Below are 20953 nucleotides of genomic sequence, written 5' to 3'. Positions count from 1 at the left end.
TCCCGGCCGCCCGGACAATCAGGTCTTCGCGCGCGTGGCGAGTGCTAGCAGCACCGTGTCGTGGGCTGCGCGGCCGATCTCCTCCAGGCGGGCGCGCGAGGGGTCCAGCTGGTACTGGAGCAGCACGCCGCGCGCCAGGCTCTCCAGCACGAACGCCTGCGCTCGGGGGTCCAGGTCGGGGCGGATGCTGCCGTCGGCGACCCCCCGCCGGATGTCGTCCTCCACACCGGTGCGTAGCGAGTCGAGTTGGCCGGCCAGCGGCGCGTGGGCGGTGTCTCCTGGGCTGCCGACCGCCTCGACAAGCAGCACCAGCAACGCGCGTGCCCGGACACCTGGCCCCGGCTCGGCCAGAGATGAGAAGTACTGCCCCAGCTTGGCCAGTACGGCTTCGAGCCCCGTCATCCGCTGGTATCCGGGCATCGCCTGGAGCCGGTCGACGAAGACGTCGCGGATGTCGTGGACAATCGCCTCGACGAGCCCCGCTTTGGAGGTGAAGTGGTAGTTGACCATGCCCCGGCTGACCCCGGCTCGATCACCGACCCTCTTGACCGTGAGGCCGCGGTAGCCATCCTCGGCGAGGATCCCCAGCGCCGCGTCGAGCAGCCTTCGCCGGGAGGCCTCCCGCTGGTCATCGCGCATCGTCGGAGGGCGTCCGGTCGTCGTCGGTTCGGTCATCGCCCCGCAGTATCCCATCCGCAACTGCTCCGCTGCTCGAAAGGTGACCCGTGGATCTCTTGCGCATCATCCTGGCCGTGGCTCTCGGCCCGACTTTCGTCTTCACCGGTGGGATCAAGGTCTGGGGGCTGAGACGGTCGCTCCGGTACCGCGACCAATTCGGAATGACGCCGTCGCTGTGGCGGGCGATCGGCGTGCTGGAGACCGCGGGTGGCTTGGGGCTGCTCGTGGGGCTGGCCCTCCCGCCGCTCGGCATCGCGGCCGGCGCGGGACTCTGCGTACTGATGACCGGCGCCGTGCTGACGCATGTGCGGGCCAGGGATTCGATCCCTGTGGTGGCCTCTGCCTCTGGGGTTCTCCTGCTTGCCGCAGCATTCCTCGTCTTCAGCGTGGCTCCGTGAGGCAGGTCCCTGTTCTTTGGACGACCGATCGACCAACCGACTGACGGGCTCAGACTTTGGAACCGTCTACCGTCCCCCTGGAGGACCCGGTGGCCAGGTGCCAAGGCGGTTTGGGCCGAGAACCGGCGGATGAGGTCGGCTCGCGAGGTGATGCCCAACTGCTGGAAGACGCGGCGCAGGTGGTACGCCGATGCGTGGGCTCAGGCACAGCCGGGCCACCCCTCCTTGTTGGTCGCACCCCCGCGTCCGGCAGCGCGATCTGCCGTTGGCGGGGGATCAGATTCGTAGCCCTGCCGTCCGGTTTCGCGGGTGCCGCCCGCCTCCACATGGCAGGGGCTCATTCGATGCGAGCGGAAACGTCCGACGCCATCAGGACGCCACGGCGCTGTCCCGGCAGTCGGGGCACAAGCCCCAGAAGGTCACGGCGGCCTCCTGGGTCTCGTACTCCTTCGGCAACTGTGGCTGCATGCAGGGAGCCGCACCCACCGTGCACTCGACGTCACGGATGGCTCCGCATCGACGGCACACGAAGTGGTGGTGGTTGTCGTGGTGCTCGATCTCGTAACGAGACGGATGGCCGGGAATCTGCGTGCACCGGACCAAACCGACGTCCGTGAGGGCGCGCAGTACGTTGTAGGTGGCCTGGAGGGACAGGCGGCCCGTGACTCGCTGGGCGCGCTCGCGCAGGGTGTCGGCGTCGAGGTGGCCGGGCGACTCGCAGACAGCCATCAGCATGGCCATGCGCTGGGCAGTGACCCGCATGCCTGCCGTGCGCAGCCGTGTCGCTGCCAGCGCCATGGGTTCCTCGGCGGTCGTCATGCTGCCTCGCCCTTCAGGACGTCCAGGCCGTGCAGGTCGGTCTCGCCGATCCATGGTGTGTGCTGGCCGTCCAGGTCGGCTGTGTCCACGTCGACGGACAGCTCGAACCACACGCTCTTCCCCACGGGCCCGTGCTCATAGCCCCACCGTGCGGCCAGCATGTCCACGAGTGCCAGTCCGCGGCCGTCCTCATCCTCGGGGCCGGAGTCGGTCGGGCAGGGAGGTTCCGAAGAGCCGTCGCTGACCTGGCAGCGCAGACCGGACACCCGCTCGAGGGTGAGGAGCAGCGGGCCGACCGCGTGACGCAGCGCGTTGCACACCAGCTCGCTCGCCAGCAGCTCGGCGGTCGGGACGAGCTCGCTGACACCCCATCGGGGCAAAACGTTACGTATCGCGGTCCTCGCCACACCGCACGCGGTCGGCGACCACGGCAGTGGCCAGGGCCCTGCCACGAATGATTCCACGCAGTTCGCGGCCAGGGGCGCGTCGACGGCCGCGGGGGGTGCGAGCAGAGCGGAGTGCTGAGGCCCGGGGGAAGCCGTATCGGCGATCGTTCCGCGCGGACGAGGTGCTCGGGGGGCTGTGCGGTCCATGAGGGCGCGCTTTCGGGGGACGGTTGCAATCTCTCCTTCGACGATACGGCTTTTCTGGAGTCGGTCAAGACTGTGGAGTTCATCAACCTTCATGATTCTTACAAGTTGCTGGAGAGGATCGTATCCAGCTCTGCACTCCGGAAACCGGCCGAGCCGTGCAACCCCGGCGAACGCGTTACACCGTCCAGCGCCCCAAATTCAGTGCCGCCAGTGCACGGTCCTCGGCGGCGTGCGCGGCCTTGACCCCGGCGAGATACAGGCGCACACCCTGCTCAGCGCGGCCCGCGTCACAAGCCACCCAGCCCGTCCAGCGCTCTCCGCGGCTGCGCGGGCATGGGAGTCACTCCTACCGTCAATGGATGCAGCGGGCCGCAGTACGACGGGGGGACACGCTACGGCCCGCTGCCGTGGGGAGTCGCTCGCGCCGCGGTCCTGCTGCAGATGTTCGTGGCTACGACGCCGCTGACCGACTCCAACGGTCTTGTCGGCAGCGCTCTTGCCATCCGCTACCTGCGTGAGTCCGGTGAGCCCGTCAAACCGCCGGCCGGGGGCATCACCCAACCGGTTACAGGCCTTCGAAACGGCACCCTCGCCCTGCGCGAGGTAGCCGCCCAGCTGCGCGCCTGGGCCCGCTGACCGGCCCTGCGACGCGCTGGAGCCGCAGCCGCCCGGGCCGCGGCCAGACCCAGGCGAGCGAGTCACCCCGGCCGGGCGACATCTGGTGCTGCCCGGCGGGCCGGCTTCGAGTCGGGCGCGCGCCGGGCAGCACCGTCCAGGGTCGCATTGGTCACCAGGCTGCAGTTGGGCCGCCGTGGAGCGGGACGCCCGGCCCAGGGTGGTACTGGCTTTCCCAGGGAACGGCAGGCCCTAGTTGGCCGTTCCGGCCGGGCGCAGAGTGGTCCACATCCGCCCACCGCACCGGCCCGCCGGGGCACCGGGCCGGTCCACCGGGACCGGCCCGCGCAGCAGACCCAGGAGCACCCATGAGCTACCCCGCCCTCGCCGCCCGTACCGCCGTCGTCACTGGAGCGGCCAGTGGCATGGGCGCGGCCACCGCCCGCCTGCTCGCAGCGGGTGGCGCCCGCGTCGCCCTGCTCGCCCGGCGCACCGACCGGTTGGACGCGCTGGCCGCCGAACTCACCGCCGCCGGAGGCCAGGCCCTCGCCGTCACCGCCGACGTCACCGACCAGGCTTCCGTCGACGCCGCCGCCAAGGCCGTCCACGATGCCTACGGCCTGGTCGACCTGGTGGTCAACAACGCCGGCGTGATGCTGCCCAACCCCCTCGCCGAGGGCCGACTCGACGAGTGGACCCGCATGATCGACACCAACCTCACCGGCGCCCTGCGCGTCATCCGCGCGTTCACCCCCGACCTCACCGCGGCAGCCGCCGACGGCCGCACCGCCGACCTGGTCAACGTCTCCTCCATCGCCTCCCACGTCCTCTTCCCCGACTACGCCGTGTACGGGGCCACCAAGGCCGCCCTCACCCAGCTGTCCGCCGCACTGCGCACCGAGCTGGGCCCGCGCGACGTCCGGGTCAGCACCATCGAGCCGGGCCTGACCGACACCGAGCTCGGTGGGCACATCGACAACCCGGAACTGCGCGAGCAGCTCGGCGGGATGTTCACCGCGATCCCAGCCCTCGCCGCCGAGGACATCGCCGACCTCGTCGCGTACACCGTCAGCCTTCGCCGGCACGTCAACCTGCGCCAGTCGATCGTCCTACCGACCCGCCAGGCCTGACATTTGCCTGGTGACCGCCATCCCTGCCTCTTGATCAGTGGGTGTGGGGGGGGGCGGCCCCCCCCCCCCCCCCCCCCCCCCCCCCCCCCCCCCCCGCCGCGATCAGCCACAATCGTCGTATGAGCACCGCTACCAGCCTGAGCGACTTCCTCCGGACCCGCCGCGCCCGCCTGCACCCGCAGGATGTGGCCCTGCCGGATTTCGGCGGCACGCGCCGGGTCGCCGGCCTGCGCCGCGAGGAGATCGCCCAGCTCGCCGGGGTCAGCGTCGACTACTACACCCGGATGGAACAGGGCCGCGTGTCCAACCCCTCGGACACCGTGCTCGACGCCCTCGCCCGCGCACTGCGGCTGAACGACGACGAGAGCCGGCACCTGCACCAGCTGGCCCGACCGCGGCACACCGCCCGTCCGGCGCGCAAGCACCAGATCAGCCGGCAGCGCGTGCGGCCGATGCTCCAGCGGCTGCTGGACGAGCTGAAGGACGTGCCGGCAATGGTGATGGGCCGGCGCATGGACATCCTGGCCTGGAACCCGGCAGCGGTCGCCCTCTTCGGCGACTACGCCGCCGTGGACCCGGCCGAGCGCAACATCGCCCGGATCACCTTCCTCGACCCGGCGTCCCGAGAGCTGTACGCAGACTGGTCCTCCTGCGCCCGCGAGAACGTGGCCTACCTCCACCTGGAGGCTGGACGGAACCACCCCAGCGACCCTCGATTGGCACACCTGATCGGGGAGCTGTCGATGAAGAGCGAGGACTTCCGCCGCTGGTGGGCGGAACACCCGGTCCAGGACAAGACCTCGGGCATCAAGAGGTTCCACCACCCGTTGGTCGGCGACCTGGAACTGACCTACGAGACCCTGCGCGCTGCCGACGACCCCGACCAGGCACTGATCACGTATGCAGCCCAGCCGGACACCTCATCCCACGACGCCCTCCACATGCTGCTTGCGTGGACCGCCCCCACAGCCACCGGCGCTCATCAATCGACCGATTGATGATCAAGATCGGGGCGAACGGCTGGGACGCCGCAGATGGGTGATCGAACGGACCATCTCCTGGCTGTCCGGCTACCGCAGACTCAGCCCCCGCTACGAACGCCATCCCCGTAACTACCTGGCCTTTCTCAGCCTCGCAGCCGCCCTCTGCTGCTACAAACGTCTTCTCCGCCTCACCACGTAGGACACCGTCTTAAGACCGTGTCCTACACGGCCAGTTGATAGTTTTCCTGGGCATGGGGAGTGGACTGTGGGGATGGATCGTTCCGGAGGACCTGTGGGAGATCGCCAGGCCGTTGTTGCCTCCGGCTCGCGTGCGGCCGCAAGGCGGTGGGGTCGCGAACATCAATGACGAGGCGGTGTTCGCCGCGATCATCTACGTACTGGTCAGCGGCTGTGCCTGGCGCGCCTTGCCGCCGTGTTTCGGGGCGTCGAAGTCGACGGTGCATCGTCGGTTCGTCATCTGGTCGCGTGCGGAGGTCTGGGGCCGGCTGCATCAGGCGGTTCTCCGGCTTCTGGATGAACGGGACTTGGTCGACCTCTCCCGCGCGGTCCTCGACTCTGCCCATGTCCGGGCTAAAAAGCGCCCCTATGGTTTTCGTCAAGCGGTGGCGGCCGTGACGGGTTCGTAGAAGGTGCCGTCTCGGAGCATGGCGAAGAGTACGTCGATGCGGCGTCGGGCGAGGCAGACGATGGCGGCGACGTGGTGTTTTCCCTCGCGCCGTTTCATGCCACGCCGTCCTTGCCCGTACGGCCGAACTGCTCGTCCAGTACTGACAGCCGCCGCCAGTACTCGTCCTCGTCGATCTCACCGGCGGCGAAGCGACGGCCGAGCAGCGCGATCGGCGAGTTCTCGCCGTACGTCGCGCCAGACCCCTGCATGAAGCGGGGTCCCTGCCAGGGGCCGCGCCGGCCGCGCCACACGCCGGTGCGGCGCAGAACGGTCACGACGCCGACGACGACGGCCGCCCAGATCAGCGGGAAGAAGAGGATCCACGGGCCTGGCCCGTCTGCGTACGCCAGGGTGTTCATCTCGGTTCAGCTCCTCGTGGCGATTTTGGTGCGTGGTTCCTGTCGCCTTTGAGCCTCCCGCCGGGAGGGGGCCGAAGTCGTCGTACGGCCAGCGGCACTGCGCGTACCACCCCGGGAGTATTCAGGGCTTTCCTGGCTGCTCCCCGGCCGCCCGGTGCGCGCCCGTTGTATCTGTGGGCCCGCCCCCCGAGGGCATGAGCCGTCCACCGCCCTGCGGCGCAAGCAGCGGATTGGGCAGCCTGCTCCGCCTACAGAGCCTCACCCAGCTCGCGTCGCAGCCGGCGACCCACCCGTACTTCATGGATGAGGCGTCCCACGAGGGCCCCTCCGTAGACGACCACGCCGACGCCGACGAGCCAGGACTGAATGACCAGCACGGTCCCGAACGGGCCGTAGGTGACCGCGCTCGACGCGATCAGCGGTGAGAAGACGAGCTGCGAGAAGACCCGCAGGCCGAGCATGCCCAGGGCCGTCGCCATCGCTCCGGGCACCAGGGCCCGCCAGCGGACCCGGCCGCCGAGCAGCACTCGCTGGGACAGCCAGAAGAAGACGAAGGTGCCGATCAGATCGGCCAGAGCGCTGAGGATCGTCTCCCAGAGGGCCTCGGTGGGCACGGGCGTGCTGGCGAATACCACCAGGGAGAAGACGAGCAGGGCCAGCCAGACGACATGGCGCCACATGGTGTGCCAGCGGGCCGTCGGCAAGTCCCAGACCTTCTCGTAGCCGGTCTGCACCACCGAGCCGAAGGTCAGACCGAAGACGGTGAGCGCGGCGAGACCGAACGCGGTCGTGCGCTGCAGCGCCTGCCCCGGCACACCGAACAGCCGCTCGACCTCGTCCAGGGACGGCTCCGAGACCCCCAGCGCCTGGCCCAGCCAGCGGGCGAAGCCCTGTCCGCTCGCCGGGTCGGCCGCCGCGACGACGATCAGGAGCGGTACAAGCGTCAGAAAGCCGAGTGCGGCGAAGCCCATCGCGCGGTGCATCAGTTCCAGCTCACGGCCGCGGCTCCAGGCGATCCCGACCGGTGACGCGAGAATCCTGCCGCACAGGTTCCGGAGCCGGTGGGCATGCTGCTCCGCGCCGGAAGGCTTCTGGGTCATAGGTCGTCGCCTACCCGAATGTGTGCCGCGAGGCGTCCATCGTGCCCCCGGACGGGTGTCGTCGCCCGTCAGCCGAGCGCGCCCAGCGGGTCGTCCAGGACCGGCTGCCACGCCAACTCCGCCGCCCCGACCAGGCTGTTGTGGTCCAGCGTGCAGGCCAGGATCGGCACTCCGCCGCTGCGGCCCCACAGACTGCGGTCGGCGACCACGGCGCGCAGCCGCTCGGGGTCGGCGTCGAGGAGGTCGCGGTGCAGCCCGCCGAGGATGATCCGGTCGGGGTTGAGGATGTTGACCAGGCCGGCGAGCCCGAGGCCGAGGCGGTCGATGAGCTCCTCGCCCGCGTTCCGTACGGCCGGGTCGTCGTACTCCGTACGCAGCAGCTGCCGGGACTGCTGCAGCAGCGATACCTCGGGGCCCGGGTCGCGGCCCGCGGCAGTGAGGAAGGCGAGCGGGTCGGCCTCGACGTCGAGGCAGCCGCGGCTGCCGCAGTGGCAGGGGCGGCCCTCGGGGTTGACGGTGAGATGGCCGACCTCGAGGGCGAGGCCCGAACTGCCGGTGTGCAGACGGCCGTCAAGGACGAGCGCGCCGCCGACGCCCCGGTGACCGGTGGCGACGCAGAGCAGATGCTGGGCTCCGCGGCCCGCGCCGTGCCGGTGCTCGGCGAGCGCGGCGAGGTTGACATCGTTGCCGGTGAAGGCGGGGCCCTGGATGCCCGCCGCGCGTACCCGCTCGGCGAAGATGTCCCGGACGGGGGCGCCGGCCGGCCAGGCGAGGTGCAGCGGGTTGAGGGCGGTGCCGTCCGGCTCGGCGACCGCGGAGGGCACGGCGAGGCCCGCGCCCACGCACCGCCGCCCGCTCTCGTGCAGCAGGGCCGCGCCCGCGTCGACGACCTCGCCGAGCACCTGGGCGGGGTCGGCGGAGACGGTCACGCAGCCGGGGGCGGTGGCGACGGTGCGGCCACCGAGTCCGACCAGCGCGGCACGGAATCCGTCGGCGTGCACCTGGGCGGCGAGGACCACGGGACCCGTGTCGTCGACGGAGAGCCGGTGCGAGGGGCGGCCCTGGGAGCCGGCGGCGGCAGGCCTGGAGTCGACCCGGATGAGACCGAGCGCTTCGAGTTCCGCGGCCACCGCCCCGGCCGTGGCGCGGGTGACGCCGAGTTCGGCGGTGAGCACGGCGCGGGTGGGCGCACGGCCCGTATGAACCAGTTCCAGCGCGGGGCCGAGCGCGCTGCGGCCCCGCTCCAGCCTTGCTTTGGTGGTCGTCGCCTTGCCGTTCATGGAGGCGAGTCTCCCATGATCCGGGTGCTGAGCAGCCGCCTTGTACGGATCGGGCCATGGCCTCTATGCTGACTTTGTGCCGCACCTAAACAAACTACGTACGGCCGTTCCGGGGGGACCTGGCGGAGAACCCGCCTCAACTTCCCTGTTCCGCCTCCGCACCGCGCTGACTGTGTTCTTCGCCCTCGACGGCTTCCTCTTCGCCGGCTGGGTCGTCCGCATCCCCGCGATCAAGCAGCAGACCGGCTCGTCGGCGAGCGATCTGGGGCTGGCGCTGCTCGGGGTCTCGGCGGGCGCGGTGGTGACGATGACGCTGACCGGCCGGCTCTGCCGCCGGTTCGGCAGCCATCCGGTGACCGTCGCCAGCGCCCTGCTGCTGTCGCTGAGCATCGCGCTCCCGCCGCTCACGTACTCCGCGCTCGCCCTCGGTCTTGTGCTGCTGGTCTTCGGCGCGGCGTACGGCGGAATCAATGTCGCGATGAACAGCGCGGCGGTCGATCTGGTCGCGACCATGCGGCGGCCCGTGATGCCGACCTTCCACGCGGCGTTCAGCCTCGGCGGCATGATCGGCGCGGGTCTCGGCGGCCTGGTCGCGGGCGGCCTCTCCCCCACCACACATCTGCTCACCCTCACCGCCGTCGGCCTGCTGGTCACCGCCGTCGCGGGACCCGTCCTGCTGCGCCACCCGGCGCCGGCAGCCGGACCGGCGGCGAAGCAGCCGGTACCGCCCCGGCTGAAGGGGCGTACGCGCCGACTCGTCGTCCTCTTCGGCGTGATCGCGCTCTGCACGGCGTACGGAGAAGGCGCGATGGCCGACTGGGGCGCGCTCCACCTCGAACAGGATCTGCACGCACACCCCGGCGTCGCCGCCGCTGGATACTCCCTCTTCGCGCTGGCCATGACGGCCGGCCGGCTCTGCGGCACGACCCTGCTGGAGCGGCTCGGCCAGACCCGCACCCTTGTCGCGGGCGGCACGACGGCAGCGGCCGGCATGCTGCTCGGCGCGCTCGCGCCCAGCGTGTGGCTCGCGCTGCTGGGCTTCGCCGTCACCGGCCTGGGGCTCGCGAACATCTTCCCGGTGGCGGTGGCCAGGGCGGGCGCGCTGGCCGGTCCGGGCGGGGTCGCGGCGGCTTCCACGCTCGGCTACGGCGGGATGCTGCTCGGGCCGCCCGCGATCGGCTTCCTCGCCGACTGGTTCTCGCTGCCTGTGGCGCTGACGACGGTGGCCGCCCTCGCGGGCGGCGCGGCACTCATCGGGTACGCGGCCCGCAATGCGTCGGCGCCGCGGGCAACTGAGCGGCCGTCGGCAACCGAGTAGGCGTACTCAGGCAGATCCGCCGCCCCGGACTCACCATGGGAGCAGTGACGTCCACGTGGGGAGAAGGCCATGAAGTCTGAACGGCTCGGCACGCTGACGCGACTCGCCTTCGGCAATCGCGCCTCCCAGGCGTATCTGGCGCTGGTCGCCGTGGCCACGGTCTACGTCACGATCGACACCGTCTTCGTCCATCACGAGGACGCCTCGTTCGCCGGCATATGGCTGTTCCTGCTGGCTGCTCCGACCGTATTCGGCTTCTTCGTCGTCGGCTCGATGTCCGGCGAGGCGGTCTCCTCAGCCGCGTGGTTCATGTACACCGCCCTGGTGATGTCGGTGCTCATCCAGTCGGTCGCCCTCGGTCTCTTCGCACGGCTGCTGCGCGGACGCCCGCACTCCGCGCACCCCCAGGGGGCTTGAGCCCAGTGGCACAATTTCCCGCATGGAGACCGCCGAGCTGATCAAATCCCTCGTCCGGGAGGGCCAGTTGCTGGCCACGGCCGCCGTCGAAGCAGGCCCCGGCGCGACAGTGCCGACGTGCCCCGGCTGGCAGGTGCGGGACGTGCTCAGGCATACGGGCACGGTCCACCGCTGGGCGACGGCCTTCATCACCGAGGGATACGTCCGCTTCCACCCCGCCGATGAACCGCCCGAGCTCGACGGTCACGAGCTGGTGGAGTGGTTCAGGGACGGCCACGGGCTGCTGGTGGCGGCGCTGAGCGAGGCGCCCGCGGACGTGGAGTGCTGGACCTTCCTGCCCGCGCCGTCGCCGCTCGCCTTCTGGGCCCGGCGGCAGGCGCACGAGACCGCGATCCACCGCACGGACGTCGAGTCGGCGCTGGGCGGCGAGCACAGTCCGATCGCCGCGGAGTTCGCGGCCGACGGCATCGCCGAGCTGCTGACCGGCTTTCACGCCCGCTCCCGGAGCCGGGTGCGTTCCGAGGCGCCGCGCTCACTGCGCGTACGGCCGGTCGACACCGATGATGTGTGGACCGTATGGGTGTCGACGGACGCGCCCCGCACGGAGCCCAGCGAAGAGGGCCCCGCCGACTGCGAGTTGAGCGGCAGGGCCGAGCAGCTCTATCTGACTCTCTGGAACCGGCTGCCACAGACCGCCGTCTCCATCACGGGCGACGCGGAGCTCGCGAAGCTGTGGCGCGAGCACTCCGCCATCACCTGGTCGTAGCGGAACACACAGATTTACGCGGTCGGGTCCGCAGCCTTACGCGGACGGGACCGCAGCCTTACGCGGACGGGTCCGGCAGCATCCGGGACAGCACGGCGCGCTGCAGCGGCTGCACCTCGGCATGGCGTGCCCGGCCCGCTTCGGTCAGCGAGACCCGCACGCCCCGCCGGTCCTCGCTGCACATCCCGCGCGTGACGAGACCGTCCTTCTCCAGCCGCGCGACCAGCCGCGACAGGGCGCTCTGGCTGAGATGGACCCGGGACGCCAGCTCCTGCACGCGGAAGGAACACCCGCCGTCGTGCGCCTGCTCTTCGGCGAGCACATCGAGGACCTCGAAGTCGCTGGCGCCGAGCCCGTGCTGATGCAGCTCGCGGTCGAGCTCGCAGATCGTACGGGCATGCAGCGCGAGGACCTCCCGCCACTCATCCACGAGCGCTCGCTCGGACTTCTTCGCCGCCATGAACGCACGTTAGCAGAAAAGACCCACTTCGTTGCACCGGAATTAAATGCACTTGCATTCAATGCATGCGCATGTACTGTCCTCCCCATGACCTCTCCGCTCACCGACCCCATAGCCCAGGAGCGCTGGAGCCCGCGGCTGTGGGGCACCCTGCTCGTGCTCTGCGCCGCGATGTTCCTCGACGCCCTCGACGTCTCGATGGTCGGCGTCGCCCTGCCCTCGATCGCCACCGATCTCGACCTGTCCACCTCGGCCCTCCAGTGGATCGTCAGCGGCTATATCCTCGGATACGGCGGCCTCCTGCTGCTCGGCGGTCGCGCCGCCGACCTCCTCGGCCGGCGCCGGGTGTTCCTGATCGCCCTCGCCGTCTTCGCGCTGGCCTCGTTGCTCGGCGGACTCGTCGACTCCGGACCGCTGCTGATCGCCAGCCGCTTCATCAAGGGGCTGAGCGCCGCGTTCACCGCGCCCGCCGGACTCTCGATCATCACCACGACCTTCAAGGAAGGACCGCAGCGCAACCGCGCCCTGGCCATCTACACCACCTGCGCCGCCACCGGCTTCTCCATGGGCCTGGTGCTGTCCGGGCTGCTCACCGAGGTGAGCTGGCGCCTGACGATGCTGCTGCCCGCGCCCATCGCCCTCATCGCGCTCCTGCTCGGAATCAGGCTGATCCCGCGGAGCAGCCGTGAAGACTCCGGCAAGGGGTACGACGTGCCGGGCGCGGTCACCGGCACGGCCTCGATGCTGCTGCTCGTGTTCACCGTCGTACAGGCCCCCGAGGCGGGCTGGGGCTCGGCCCGCACCCTGCTGTCCTTCCTGGCCGTCGCCGCGCTGCTCACCGCCTTCGTCACCATAGAACGGCGCAGCTCGCACCCGCTGATCCGGCTGGGTGTGCTGCGCGCGGGCAGCCAGATCCGGGCCAATCTCGGCGCGGCCTTCTTCTTCGGCTCGTACATCGGCTTCCAGTTCCTCGTCACGCAGTACATGCAGTCCCTGCTCGGCTGGTCGGCGCTGCAGACGGCGCTGGCCTTCCTTCCGGCAGGCGCGCTGGTGGCGCTCTCCTCGACGAAGATCGGCTCAGTCGTGGACCGGTTCGGGACGCCACGTGTGATCGCCGTCGGCTTCACCCTGCTGGTTGTCGCGTACGCGCTCTTCCTCCAGATCGACCTCACGCCGAGCTACGCCGCTGTGATCCTGCCGTCGATGCTGCTGCTCGGCGCGGCCTGCGCACTGGTCTTCCCCTCGCTCAACATCCAGGCCACCAACGGGGTGGAGGACCACGAACAGGGCATGGTCTCCGGCCTGCTGAACACCTCGATCCAGGTCGGCGGGGCCATATTCCTGGCCGTCGTCACCGCCGTGATCACCGCGGGCGGCAGCGCGGGCGGCTCCCCACAGGAGGTGCTGGACAGCTTCCGGCCCGGTCTGGTGGTGGTGACGGCGGTCGCTGTGGCCGGACTGCTGATCACTCTGACGGGACTGCGCACCCGGCGGGGACCCGGTCGCCAGAAGACTGTCCTGGTAGCGAAGTCCGTACCGGATTCCGAGCCCGAGCGGGTGACGGTCGGCGACTGACCGGCGCCACGCCCCGGAGGGGGCGGCGGCCGGCGGGACTCCTTGTCCGTCGGCCGCCGCCCCTGGGACACTTCGGTCATGGGGCGACGTACACAGGCGGACCGGGACGCGATGACGGTCGAGATCGGGTACGCGCTCATCAGCGCGACCATGGTCGCGGCACTGACCTTCGGGGCGATCGCGGGACCGAAACTGATGTTCGCCATGCCGTACGCCGCCGAGCGCGGGCTGCTCGTCGCGGGCGGCGCAGCGGCCGCGATCGTCTTCGTCGTGCGCGTGGTGACCGTGCTGTGGCGCTTCTCCCGAGCGCCCGGTCAGCCGAGCCAGCCCGGTCGCACCAGCCCCGACTCATAGGCCAGCACGACCAGTTGGGCCCGGTCGCGGGCGCCGAGCTTGACCATGGTGCGGCTCACATGGGTCTTGGCGGTGAGCGGGCTGACGACCAGTCGGCGGGCGATCTCCTCGTTGGAGAGGCCGATGCCGACCAGGGCCATCACCGCGCGCTCCCGTTCGGTGAGCTCGCCGAGGCGCTCGGCCTCCGCGGGCGGCTTGGAGCGGGCCGCGAACTCCGCGATGAGCCGGCGCGTCACGCCCGGGGAGAGCAGCGCGTCCCCCTCCACCACCGCCCGTACCGCACGCAGCAGTTCCTCCGGTTCGGTGTCCTTCACCAGAAAGCCCGACGCGCCGGAGCGGATCGCCTCGAAGACGTACTCATCGAGCTCGAAGGTGGTGAGCATGACCACCTTCACGCCGTCCAGCCGCTCGTCCCCCGTGATCCGGCGGGTGGCGGCGAGGCCGTCCAGCACCGGCATCCGGATGTCCATCAGCACGACGTCGGGGCGCAGTTCGCCCACCAGCCGCACCGCCTCCTCACCGTCGGCGGCCTCGCCCGCCACCTCGATGTCCCGCTGCGCATCGAGCAGCGCCCTGAACCCTGCCCTGACCAGAAGCTGATCGTCGGCGAGCAGTACCCGGATCACATCGTCTCCTTAGGCTGCACAGGGAGGTCGGCCAACACCCGGAAGCCGCCGTCCGGCCGTGGACCGGCCTCGATCGTGCCACCGAGCGCGGCGGCCCGCTCCCGCATTCCGACGAGGCCGTTACCGCTGCCGCCCGCGTCCGAAGCGGTGGCCGGGCCTTCGTCGTCGATCCGCAGACCGAGCCGGCCGGGCGCGTACGCGATCCGCACCCGCGCGGTGCGCGATCCCGAGTGCCGTACGACGTTGGTCAGGGCCTCCTGGACGATCCGGAAGGCGGCGAGGTCGGTGCCGGGCGGCAGCGCGGCACGCTCGCCCTGCGTCACGACCTCGACGCCCAGTCCGGCGCTCGCGGCCTGTTCCACGAGCTCGGGCAGCCGGTCGAGACCGGGCGCGGGCGCACGCGGGGCGTCTCCGGGCGTACGCAGCGTGTCGAGGACCTGGCGCACCTCGCCCAGCGCCTCCTTGCTCGCCGCCTTGATGGTGGTGAGCGCGGTCCGGGCCTGCTCGGGGTTCGTGTCCAGGAGCGCGAGGCCGACTCCCGCCTGGACGTTGATGACCGAGATGGAGTGCGCGAGGACGTCGTGCAGTTCGCGCGCGATCCGCAGCCGCTCCTCGTCCGCGCGGCGCTTCTCTGCGGCTGCGCGCTCCTCGCGCTCACGAGCCCAGACCTCACGTCGTACGCGTACGAGCTCACAGGCCGCGAGGATCGCCACCGCCCAGGCGGCGATGAGCAGGTCCTGCCCCCAGGGCGTGGCGTCGTCCTTCCCGGGTGGCAGATAGTGGTAGAGCCAGTGCCCGATCAGCACATGCCCCACCCAGAAACCGCCGATGGCCCACCAGGCAGCGCGCCGGTGCCCGGAGACGACCGCCGCGAAAGCGGCCACGGCGAGGGTCAAGAGGACCGGTCCGTAGGGATAGCCCGCACCGAAGTAGACGAGCGTCACCGCCGAGACGCCGAAGACGGAGACGACCGGCCATCGGTTGCGCAGCAGAAGCAGGGCGGGGCCCGCCAGCAGCAGCACCCGCGCGAACGCGTCCAGCGGCTCGCGCTCCGGCTGGCCCTGCGCCGCGAACGCCGACCCCGCCATGGCGAACACGGCCACGGCGAGAGTCGACGGCCAGGGCAGTCTGGCGGCATTGCGCCGTTCCTCCCAATGACGCAAGCGCGGTGGTCCGCCCCGTGCCCACGGGGGACCACCGCATATGCCGGTGCGCTGCTCTTCCATAACGGCCACGCTAGACCGGGCCCGGTCGCGGGGGCATCAGCCAGGCGTGGCGATCACGTGTACTCCCTGCGCAGTACGGCATAGGGGTCGCGGCCTGCACAAGTGCGTGTTGCGGTGGGCGTCGCGAACAGTGAAGATCAGGGCGAAGCCGACGTCGATCCGGTGCAGACTGCTCCCGACGGAGAGCACTGCTCGCTCACACCAGCTGACGCAGGGAGATCGCCATGTCGCAGGGGCACTACATCAAGCCCGGCCGCTTCGACAACATCGTCAACGGCGCCATCGGCTGGCTCGCCCGCCGCGGCATCAGCCTGATGGGCACCGCGGAGCTCTCCGTACGCGGCCGCACCAGCGGCGAGTGGCGGCGCATCCCGGTGAACCCGCTCCCCTACGAGGGCGGCCCGTTCCTGATCTCGGCGCGCGGCCACTCCCAGTGGGTGCGCAATCTGCGCGCCGCGGGCGGCGGGAAGCTTCGAGTCGGCCGCAAGACCGGGCAGTTCACCGCGGTGGAGCTGCCGGACGAGGAGAAGCCCGCCCTGCTACGCAGCTACCTCGAGCGCTGGGGCTGGGAGGTCGGCCGGTTCTTCGGGGAGATCAACGCCAAGTCCACGGACGAGGAGCTGCTCGCCGCGGCGCACAAGCACCCCGTCTTCCGGATCACCGTGACCAAGTGAGCCGCTGAGTGCAGGTGCGCTGCTCAACGCGAGTGCGCCGAGCAGCCGGCGCGAGCCGGGCAGGCCGATGCGCCGAGCAGCCAGAGCGCGCCGAGCAGCCGCGTGAACCGCTCAGCCCGCCTGCCCCGCGTGAGACGAGCAGGCCGATGCGCCGCCCGGGCCGAGTGTGCCGAGCGCCCGCGTGAACCGCTCAGGCTGCCGCCAGGGCGCCTCCGCCCCGATCACTAGGCGCGCCGGTCCATCGCTTCCAGCGCCCGCCGCGCCATCGAATGCGTACGCACAATCCCGGCCAGCGTCGTCGATCCGCGCGTGATGTCCGCGAACGCCTTCCACGCGGGCCTGAAGCCGGTGATCGCCGCGTGCAGCAGCCCCGGGCGGCGCTCGAAGAGGGCGAGCATGCGCCGGCCGACCCCCATTTCCACGCCCAGTCCCGCCTTGATCGCGAACGCGTAGTTCAGCGCCTGCCGACGGGCGTCCACGGCGTCGTGGGCCTCCGAGACCCGTACCGCCCACTCCCCCGCGAGCCGCCCCGACCGCAGCGCGAAGGAGATGCCTTCCCGGGTCCACGGCTCAAGGAGCCCGGCCGCGTCACCGCAGACCAGCACCCGTCCGCGCGACAGCGGCGAGTCGTCGCTGCGGCACCGGGTCAGATGCCCCGAGGAGATCGCCGGCTCGAACCCGGCGAGCCCCAGCCGCGCGATGAAGTCCTCCAGATACCGCTTGGTCGCCGCGCCCTCGCCGCGGGCCGAGATCACCCCGACGGTGAGCGTCTGCCCCTTGGGGAACACCCAGCCGTAACTCCCGGGCATCGGTCCCCAGTCGATGAGCACCCGCCCCGCCCAGTCCTCTGCCACCGTCGCCGGTACCGGAATCTCCGCCTCCAGACCGAGGTCCACCTGGTCGAGCTTCACCCCGACGTGCGCCCCTATCCGGCTGGCACTGCCGTCCGCGCCGACGACCGCACGCGCGAGCACCGTCTCGCCGTCCGCCAGCACCACCGCGACCGTGCGCCGGTCCGGCACGGCGGGTCCGTGCTGTTCGACCCGGGAGACCGTCGCGCCCGTACGCAGCACGGCGCCCGCCTTCTGCGCCTGCTCTACCAGACCGGCGTCGAACTCGGGACGGTTGATGAGGCCGAAGAGCATCCGCTTGGAGCGGCGCGTACGCGACAGCCTGCCGTTCAGCGAGAAGGTGACGGCGTGCACCCTGTCCAGCAGCGGCAGCTCGAAGCCGGGCGGCAGGCTGTCGCGCGAGGGGCCGATGATCCCTCCGCCGCAGGTTTTGTAGCGGGGCAGCTCGGCCTTCTCCAGCAGGAGCACCTGACGGCCGGCGACTGCCGCCGCATAGGCCGCCGAGGCCCCGGCGGGCCCCGCGCCGACCACGACGACATCCCACACCGGCTCGCCGTGCTCTCCTACGGCCTCTGCGTTCTCGCTGCTCACGATCTGCTTCTGCTCCCGATCCGGTGCGTGACCATGGTCTCGACGGCATCCTACGGCGCGGTCACTTCCTGCCCGTGGGAGGATCAACCACACATTCGCCGTACACACATCGCACAACGTCGCACCCACAAGGAGCGTGCCCATGACCGCGAATCCGATCGCTGAGACCATCGCCTCACTGATGCCCCGCGCCAAGGCGGAGCTGACCGAGCTGGTGGCCTTCCAATCGGTGGCGGACGAGGCCGTGGCTCCGCGGAGTGAGTGCGAGGCCGCCGCGCACTGGGTGGCGGAAGCGCTGCGCACCGAGGGATTCCAGGAGGTCGCACTGCTCGACACCCCCGACGGTTCGCAGTCGGTGTACGGGCTGCTGCCCGGCCCTGAGGGTGCGCCGACGGTGCTGCTGTACGCGCACTACGACGTGCAGCCGAAGCTGGACGAGTCCGCGTGGGTGACCCCGCCGTTCGAGCTGACCGAGCGGAACGGCCGCTGGTACGGGCGTGGCGCCGCCGACTGCAAGGGCGGCTTCATCATGCATCTGCTCGCCCTGCGCGCCCTCAGGACGAACGGCGGCATACCGGTCACCGTGAAGGTGATCGTGGAGGGCTCGGAGGAGCAGGGCACGGGCGGTCTGGAGCAGTACGCCGAGGCGCACCCGGAGCTGCTGACGGCCGATGCCGTCGTGATCGGCGACACCGGGAACTTCCGGGTGGGCCTGCCCACCGTGACGGCGACGCTGCGCGGCATGACCATGATCCGCGTCCAGATCGACACCCTTGAGGGCAATCTGCACTCGGGCCAGTTCGGCGGAGCCGCGCCCGACGCGCTGGCCGCGCTCATCCGCGTACTGGACTCGCTGCGTGCAGAGGACGGCTCGACGGTGATCGACGGCCTCCCGGCGCAGGCGCAGTGGGACGGTCTGCAGTACCCCGAGGGCGAGTTCCGCAAGGACGCCAGGGTTCTCGACGGTGTCGGCCTGACCGGCAACGGCACGGTCGCCGACCGCATCTGGGCGCGTCCCGCCGTCACCGTGATCGGCATCGACTGCCACCCGGTGGCCGGCGCGACCCCCTCCATCCCGGCGAGCGCCCGGGCGCAGATCAGCCTGCGCGTGCCGCCCGGCCAGGACGCCGCCGAGGCGACCGAGCTGCTGTTCTCGCACATCGAGAAGCACACGCCGTGGAACGCCCGGGTGTCGATGGAACAGGTCGGTCAGGGCCAGGCGTTCCTGGCGGACGTCACCAGTCCCGCGTACACCTCGATGGCCGAGGCGATGCGCGTCGCGTACCCGGGTCAGGAGATGCAGGCCTCCGGCATGGGCGGCTCGATTCCGCTCTGCAACACCCTCGCCGCGCTCTACCCCGATGCGGAGATCCTGCTGATCGGCCTGAGCGAGCCGGAGGCGCAGATCCACGCGGTGAACGAGTCCGTCTCGCCCGAGGAACTGGAGCGGCTCTCCGTCGCGGAGGCGCTGTTCCTGGTCAACTACGCCGAGTCCAAGAAGGCTTGAGCGAGCGGCCTGGCGCCAGCGGGCTTAAGCGCTCAGCGTAGATCGCCGCAAGCGTAGTCCGTGCGGCGGGCGTACGACGCTGCGTACGTTCGACGCATGGACTTCATCGAAGTACTGCCTCGACTGCACATGTTCCGCTTCCCGATCGGCCAGGCCTACCTGTGGCGCGACGGCGACGAGCTGACCCTGATCGACGCGGGGAATGTGCATGCCGCCGCTGACATCGAGAAGGCGATACGGAGCACCGGCCAAAGCCCCCGTTCCCTCCACCGCATCGTGCTCACCCACTGCCACCGGGACCATGTGGGCGCGGCCGAGGAGCTGGCGGACCGGTACGGGGCCGAGGTACTGGCCCACCGCCTCGACGCCCCCGTCGTCCGCGGCGAGCAGCCCGTCCCCGAACCGGTCCTGCTCGACTGGGAGGTTCCGCTGTACGAGCACGGGCTCACGGTGCCGCCCGCCCCGCCCACCCGCGTCGACCACGAGCTCGAGGACGGCGACGAGCTCGGCTTCGGCGACGGGGCCGTGGTGGTCCATGCCCCCGGCCACACCGATGGCTCCATCGGCATCCATCTCCCCCGCCACGGCGTGCTGTTCACGGGCGACTGCGTCGCGGCCGTGGGTCAGGTGATGCTGGGCGTCTTCAACGTCGACCGCGCACAGGCCGAGGCGTCGATGCGCCGGCTTGCCTCGCTCGCGCCGTCCACCGTCTGCTTCGGGCACGGTGATCCCCTCACCGAGGATGCCGGGGCGGTGTTGCGTGCCTCAGCCGACGGGAATCCCGGCTTCTAGGTTGAGCACGGTCCCCCGCTCGCGCGCCCGCAGCGCCCAGCGGAGCCGCTCATAGCGGGTCGGCGGCAGCAGCTGCGCCGCCTCCTGCTCGCCTACGAATCGCCAGGCGCGCAGCTCCTCTCCGGGCAGCAGCACCCGTCCGGCCTCGGCGCTGTGCAGCCGTCCGCCGTCGAAGAGCAGCCGCAGACCGCCGAACCTGGGCGGCCGCGGCGGCTCCCAGTCGACCACCAACAGGCTTGGCACCTCGGCGAGTTCGATGCCGAGCTCTTCGGCCACCTCGCGCATTCCGGCGCGCGCGGGTGCCTCGCCCCGTTCGACGACTCCGCCCGGGAACTCCCAGCCGGGTTTGTAGGTCGGGTCGACGAGGAGCACCCGGTCCTCCTCGTCGAAGAGCAGCACTCCGGCGGCGAGGGTTTCTGCGGTCGGCTCGGGCGTCTGCACGATCTGGCAGACCGCGGCGTCCCCGTTCCGTACCGCCTCGGCTATGTGCTCCGCCGTCTCGTGCGGGTCCAGCCGGCTGGTGTCGACGACGTGCGCGTCTGCGCCGATCCAGTCCAGGGCGGCGAGATAGGGCTCGATGTGGTCGTACGCCCACTGTCTGACGCGCTGGTCGGCGTCCGGGATGTCCGGCTCTTCGCGGGTGGCGATCCGCGCGCGCAGGATCGTTTCCTCCGGTCGAAGCAGCACATGCCGCACGGCGATCCGGCGGGAGGCGAGCCCGCCGAAGATCTCGTCGCGGTACTCCTGACGCAGCAGGGTCATCGGCACCACCAGCACACCGCCGAGCTCGGCCAGCAGCGCCGCCGCGGTGTCCACCACGAGCCGCCGCCAGATCGGCAGATCCTGGTAGTCGCTCACCTCGGCGAGGCGCTTCGGCGGCAGCAGGTGGCGCAGGTGGCCGCCGATGAGTTCGGGGTCGTACAGCGTGCTGTTCGGGATCAGATCGATCAGTTCGCGCGCGGTACTCGTCTTGCCCGCTCCGAACGCACCGTTGATCCAGACGATCACGGTTCCCCCTCTTCCGTAGCCCACAGTGGATTGCCCGCAACACCCTGCCACGGAAACCCCTGTCGGGAGCCGGCAGGCTGATCGCGGACACAACTGTGCCCTTGCTGTTGCCGGTTCACGACAGCCGTCCGGCGCCCCGGTGCGT

At 70.9% G+C, this 20953-nt stretch carries 23 protein-coding genes and 3 pseudogenes; 14 read left to right on the top strand and 12 right to left on the bottom strand.

Translation table 11 applies throughout. The features are described from left to right. Nucleotides 1-18: 18 nt before the first annotated feature. A complete protein-coding gene (locus ACFYWY_RS10845) occupies nucleotides 19-675 on the bottom strand; it encodes a TetR/AcrR family transcriptional regulator (protein ID WP_389182980.1) in 657 nt (218 codons plus the stop codon). 50 nt (nucleotides 676-725) lie between these two features. Between ACFYWY_RS10845 and ACFYWY_RS10840 the strand changes: the two genes are divergently transcribed. Further along, the gene (locus ACFYWY_RS10840; RefSeq protein ID WP_389182977.1) at nucleotides 726-1076 is read left to right on the top strand and encodes a DoxX family protein; all 351 of its coding nucleotides are present in this window, start codon (nucleotides 726-728) and stop codon (nucleotides 1074-1076) included. A 369-nt stretch (nucleotides 1077-1445) separates the two neighbouring features. Here the strand turns inward: ACFYWY_RS10840 and ACFYWY_RS10835 are convergent, their stop codons facing one another. Both ACFYWY_RS10835 and ACFYWY_RS10830 read right to left on the bottom strand, forming a co-directional pair. After that, nucleotides 1446-1895: a Fur family transcriptional regulator gene (locus ACFYWY_RS10835; protein ID WP_389182975.1), complete on the bottom strand. Its 450-nt coding sequence runs from the start codon at nucleotides 1893-1895 to the stop codon at nucleotides 1446-1448. After that, nucleotides 1892-2488: an ATP-binding protein gene (locus ACFYWY_RS10830; protein WP_389182972.1), complete on the bottom strand. Its 597-nt coding sequence runs from the start codon at nucleotides 2486-2488 to the stop codon at nucleotides 1892-1894. The genes ACFYWY_RS10835 and ACFYWY_RS10830 overlap by 4 nt, the downstream gene beginning before the upstream one ends. Nucleotides 2489-2821: 333 nt before the next feature. Between ACFYWY_RS10830 and ACFYWY_RS10825 the strand changes: the two genes are divergently transcribed. The 5 genes and pseudogenes from ACFYWY_RS10825 to ACFYWY_RS10805 form a co-directional block, all read left to right on the top strand. Then, nucleotides 2822-3124, top strand: a complete 303-nt coding sequence (locus tag ACFYWY_RS10825) for a hypothetical protein (protein WP_389182969.1) — start codon at nucleotides 2822-2824, stop codon at nucleotides 3122-3124. A gap of 347 nt (nucleotides 3125-3471) precedes the next feature. Further along, the gene (locus ACFYWY_RS10820; RefSeq protein ID WP_389182966.1) at nucleotides 3472-4233 is read left to right on the top strand and encodes an SDR family oxidoreductase; all 762 of its coding nucleotides are present in this window, start codon (nucleotides 3472-3474) and stop codon (nucleotides 4231-4233) included. 119 nt (nucleotides 4234-4352) lie between these two features. Then, on the top strand, nucleotides 4353-5231 hold the full coding sequence (locus tag ACFYWY_RS10815; protein ID WP_389182964.1) for a helix-turn-helix transcriptional regulator: 879 nt from the start codon (nucleotides 4353-4355) through the stop codon (nucleotides 5229-5231). 7 nt (nucleotides 5232-5238) lie between these two features. Beyond that, a pseudogene (locus ACFYWY_RS10810) lies at nucleotides 5239-5415 on the top strand (transposase); the annotation flags it as partial. Nucleotides 5416-5467: 52 nt separating this feature from the next. Beyond that, nucleotides 5468-5815 (top strand): annotated as a pseudogene (locus tag ACFYWY_RS10805) (transposase); the annotation flags it as partial. Between the two features lie 17 nt (nucleotides 5816-5832). Here the strand turns inward: ACFYWY_RS10805 and ACFYWY_RS10800 are convergent. The 4 genes and pseudogenes from ACFYWY_RS10800 to ACFYWY_RS10785 form a co-directional block, all read right to left on the bottom strand. After that, nucleotides 5833-5958 (bottom strand): annotated as a pseudogene (locus ACFYWY_RS10800) (IS110 family transposase); the annotation flags it as partial. Then, on the bottom strand, nucleotides 5958-6263 hold the full coding sequence (locus ACFYWY_RS10795; protein ID WP_389182961.1) for an SHOCT domain-containing protein: 306 nt from the start codon (nucleotides 6261-6263) through the stop codon (nucleotides 5958-5960). The pseudogene ACFYWY_RS10800 and the gene ACFYWY_RS10795, both read right to left, overlap by 1 nt. A gap of 248 nt (nucleotides 6264-6511) precedes the next feature. Beyond that, a complete protein-coding gene (locus ACFYWY_RS10790; RefSeq protein WP_389182958.1) occupies nucleotides 6512-7363 on the bottom strand; it encodes a YhjD/YihY/BrkB family envelope integrity protein in 852 nt (283 codons plus the stop codon). A 68-nt stretch (nucleotides 7364-7431) separates the two neighbouring features. Further along, nucleotides 7432-8643, bottom strand: a complete 1212-nt coding sequence (locus ACFYWY_RS10785; RefSeq protein ID WP_389182955.1) for an ROK family protein — start codon at nucleotides 8641-8643, stop codon at nucleotides 7432-7434. 76 nt (nucleotides 8644-8719) lie between these two features. Here ACFYWY_RS10785 and ACFYWY_RS10780 point away from each other — a divergent pair, with 76 nt between their 5' ends. The 3 genes from ACFYWY_RS10780 (at nucleotide 8720) to ACFYWY_RS10770 (ending at nucleotide 11144) form a co-directional block, all read left to right on the top strand. Continuing rightward, the gene (locus tag ACFYWY_RS10780; protein WP_389182952.1) at nucleotides 8720-9961 is read left to right on the top strand and encodes an MFS transporter; all 1242 of its coding nucleotides are present in this window, start codon (nucleotides 8720-8722) and stop codon (nucleotides 9959-9961) included. 69 nt (nucleotides 9962-10030) lie between these two features. Then, nucleotides 10031-10378, top strand: coding sequence for an SCO4225 family membrane protein (locus ACFYWY_RS10775; protein WP_389182950.1), 348 nt, complete (start codon nucleotides 10031-10033; stop codon nucleotides 10376-10378). 22 nt (nucleotides 10379-10400) lie between these two features. Further along, nucleotides 10401-11144 carry a maleylpyruvate isomerase family mycothiol-dependent enzyme gene (locus ACFYWY_RS10770; protein WP_389182947.1) on the top strand — a complete coding sequence of 248 codons (744 nt, stop codon included), beginning with the start codon at nucleotides 10401-10403 and terminating at the stop codon, nucleotides 11142-11144. Between the two features lie 58 nt (nucleotides 11145-11202). On the opposite strand, the gene ACFYWY_RS10765 is transcribed toward ACFYWY_RS10770, so the two are convergent. Continuing rightward, complete coding sequence (locus ACFYWY_RS10765; RefSeq protein ID WP_389182944.1) at nucleotides 11203-11604, bottom strand: MarR family winged helix-turn-helix transcriptional regulator; 402 nt, start codon at nucleotides 11602-11604, stop codon at nucleotides 11203-11205. 87 nt (nucleotides 11605-11691) lie between these two features. Here ACFYWY_RS10765 and ACFYWY_RS10760 point away from each other — a divergent pair, with 87 nt between their 5' ends. Together ACFYWY_RS10760 and ACFYWY_RS10755 are read left to right on the top strand one after the other, a co-directional pair. Then, complete coding sequence (locus tag ACFYWY_RS10760; RefSeq protein WP_389182941.1) at nucleotides 11692-13179, top strand: MFS transporter; 1488 nt, start codon at nucleotides 11692-11694, stop codon at nucleotides 13177-13179. A gap of 78 nt (nucleotides 13180-13257) precedes the next feature. Further along, a complete protein-coding gene (locus ACFYWY_RS10755; RefSeq protein ID WP_389182938.1) occupies nucleotides 13258-13533 on the top strand; it encodes a DUF6332 family protein in 276 nt (91 codons plus the stop codon). On the opposite strand, the gene ACFYWY_RS10750 is transcribed toward ACFYWY_RS10755, so the two are convergent. Further along, nucleotides 13494-14159, bottom strand: coding sequence for a response regulator (locus ACFYWY_RS10750; protein ID WP_389182935.1), 666 nt, complete (start codon nucleotides 14157-14159; stop codon nucleotides 13494-13496). The genes ACFYWY_RS10755 and ACFYWY_RS10750 overlap by 40 nt on opposite strands. Continuing rightward, nucleotides 14156-15385 (bottom strand): sensor histidine kinase, encoded by a 1230-nt coding sequence (locus ACFYWY_RS10745; RefSeq protein WP_389182932.1) that lies wholly within the window; start codon nucleotides 15383-15385, stop codon nucleotides 14156-14158. Before ACFYWY_RS10745 ends, ACFYWY_RS10750 begins: the two co-directional genes overlap by 4 nt. Nucleotides 15386-15609: 224 nt before the next feature. Here ACFYWY_RS10745 and ACFYWY_RS10740 point away from each other — a divergent pair, with 224 nt between their 5' ends. Beyond that, a complete protein-coding gene (locus tag ACFYWY_RS10740) occupies nucleotides 15610-16059 on the top strand; it encodes a nitroreductase family deazaflavin-dependent oxidoreductase (protein WP_389182929.1) in 450 nt (149 codons plus the stop codon). 224 nt (nucleotides 16060-16283) lie between these two features. Here the strand turns inward: ACFYWY_RS10740 and ACFYWY_RS10735 are convergent, their stop codons facing one another. Then, nucleotides 16284-17501, bottom strand: coding sequence for a geranylgeranyl reductase family protein (locus ACFYWY_RS10735; protein ID WP_389182927.1), 1218 nt, complete (start codon nucleotides 17499-17501; stop codon nucleotides 16284-16286). 142 nt (nucleotides 17502-17643) lie between these two features. Here ACFYWY_RS10735 and ACFYWY_RS10730 point away from each other — a divergent pair, with 142 nt between their 5' ends. Then, a complete protein-coding gene (locus ACFYWY_RS10730) occupies nucleotides 17644-19008 on the top strand; it encodes a dipeptidase (RefSeq protein ID WP_389182924.1) in 1365 nt (454 codons plus the stop codon). 96 nt (nucleotides 19009-19104) lie between these two features. Beyond that, on the top strand, nucleotides 19105-19800 hold the full coding sequence (locus ACFYWY_RS10725) for an MBL fold metallo-hydrolase (RefSeq protein WP_389182921.1): 696 nt from the start codon (nucleotides 19105-19107) through the stop codon (nucleotides 19798-19800). Here ACFYWY_RS10725 and ACFYWY_RS10720 read toward each other — a convergent pair. Beyond that, nucleotides 19774-20808 (bottom strand): NUDIX domain-containing protein, encoded by a 1035-nt coding sequence (locus tag ACFYWY_RS10720; RefSeq protein ID WP_389182918.1) that lies wholly within the window; start codon nucleotides 20806-20808, stop codon nucleotides 19774-19776. The genes ACFYWY_RS10725 and ACFYWY_RS10720 overlap by 27 nt on opposite strands. Nucleotides 20809-20953: the final 145 nt, after the last annotated feature.

This window comes from Streptomyces sp. NPDC002870 (assembly GCF_042888505.1).
Lineage (GTDB): Bacteria > Actinomycetota > Actinomycetes > Streptomycetales > Streptomycetaceae > Streptomyces.
This window is presented reverse-complemented; position numbering and strand designations above follow the sequence as displayed.